Genomic DNA, 1,071 nt, shown 5'->3' with positions numbered 1-1,071 from the left:
AAGAACTTTTTTCATTTATACCCCTTTTTCATAAGAATTAACAGAGAGTATAAAGGAATTAACCTTAAAAATTTCTCATTTTCCAATGATTTTCACCCGCGCTAATGTTCATAGCTTTATCAAGTCGTCGTAAAAAGAATTCTCTTGATACCTCTTTTGCCCCAAGACTTTTCAAATGAGGCGTCGGAACCTGACAATCGATGAAATCGAATCCCCATTCTCTAAGATAGTCCACTAAAACGGCAAAAGCAACCTTGGAGGCATCGGATACTTTGGCAAACATCGATTCACCGCAAAATACCCCCCCGACGCTCACACCGTAAAGTCCACCAACCAAACTACCGTTTTGATATGCCTCAACACTGTGAGCATATCCGAGGGCGTGAAGAGCTTCGTATGCCTCGATCATTTCAGGGACAATCCAGCTCCCACTCTGACCAGTGCGCGGTGCAATAGAGCATTCACGGATTACTGACGAAAATGCGGTATCAAATCGGATCTCAAACTGAGGAATTTTTTTTCGTAATGATCGACTAAGCTTAAAATCGTCTAACTCCAAAATAAGCCTCGGATCAGGTGACCACCAGAGAATCGGATCTTTAGCGCTGTACCACGGAAATATCCCCGAGCGATACGCCAACATAAGGCGTGAGGGGGAGAGATCACCGCCGTAGGCAACAATCCCCTCCTCTGATGTATGAATAAGCGGATTAGGAAACGAGAGGTGATAGGTGAGTTTGGGGATCATTCAGCATAATCAAAAATGAGTCTATCGGTATAATCAACCGATACGTTTCCCCCACCGGCCAAACGCCCAAAAAGCATCTCATCCACCAAAGGATCTTTAATTTTATCCGAGATAACACGAGAGAGGGGGCGTGCCCCCATCGCTTTGTCGTATCCGATTTTCGCGATGTACCCTTTTGCTGTATCACTCAGGGTTACCGTCACTTTTTTAGGTTTGAGCTGTACATTGAGTTGTCGAATGAATTTATCGACGATTCCCTCTACCACGTTCATCGGTAATGCGGCAAATTCGATTACCCCATCAAGGCGGTTACGAAACTCCGG

1 protein-coding gene and 1 pseudogene are annotated in these 1,071 nt (G+C 44.8%); both read right to left on the bottom strand.

Going from position 1 to position 1,071, the window contains the following annotated elements:
- Positions 1–64: 64 nt before the first annotated feature.
- Positions 65–748, bottom strand: coding sequence for a leucyl/phenylalanyl-tRNA--protein transferase (gene aat / locus A2517_RS07815; protein ID WP_294895795.1), 684 nt, complete (start codon positions 746–748; stop codon positions 65–67).
- Positions 745–1,071: pseudogene (locus A2517_RS07810) on the bottom strand (ATP-dependent Clp protease ATP-binding subunit ClpA); the annotation flags it as partial. The gene aat and the pseudogene A2517_RS07810, both read right to left, overlap by 4 nt.

The organism is Sulfuricurvum sp. RIFOXYD12_FULL_44_77 (genome assembly GCF_001830725.1).
GTDB classification, from domain to species: domain Bacteria; phylum Campylobacterota; class Campylobacteria; order Campylobacterales; family Sulfurimonadaceae; genus Sulfuricurvum; species Sulfuricurvum kujiense_A.
This window is presented reverse-complemented; position numbering and strand designations above follow the sequence as displayed.

What these genes read in the sequence shown, in the direction of transcription:
- aat (WP_294895795.1), bottom strand. Translation starts at nt 748, where the DNA reads ATGATCCCCAAACTCACCTATCACCTCTCGTTTCCTAATCCGCTTATT.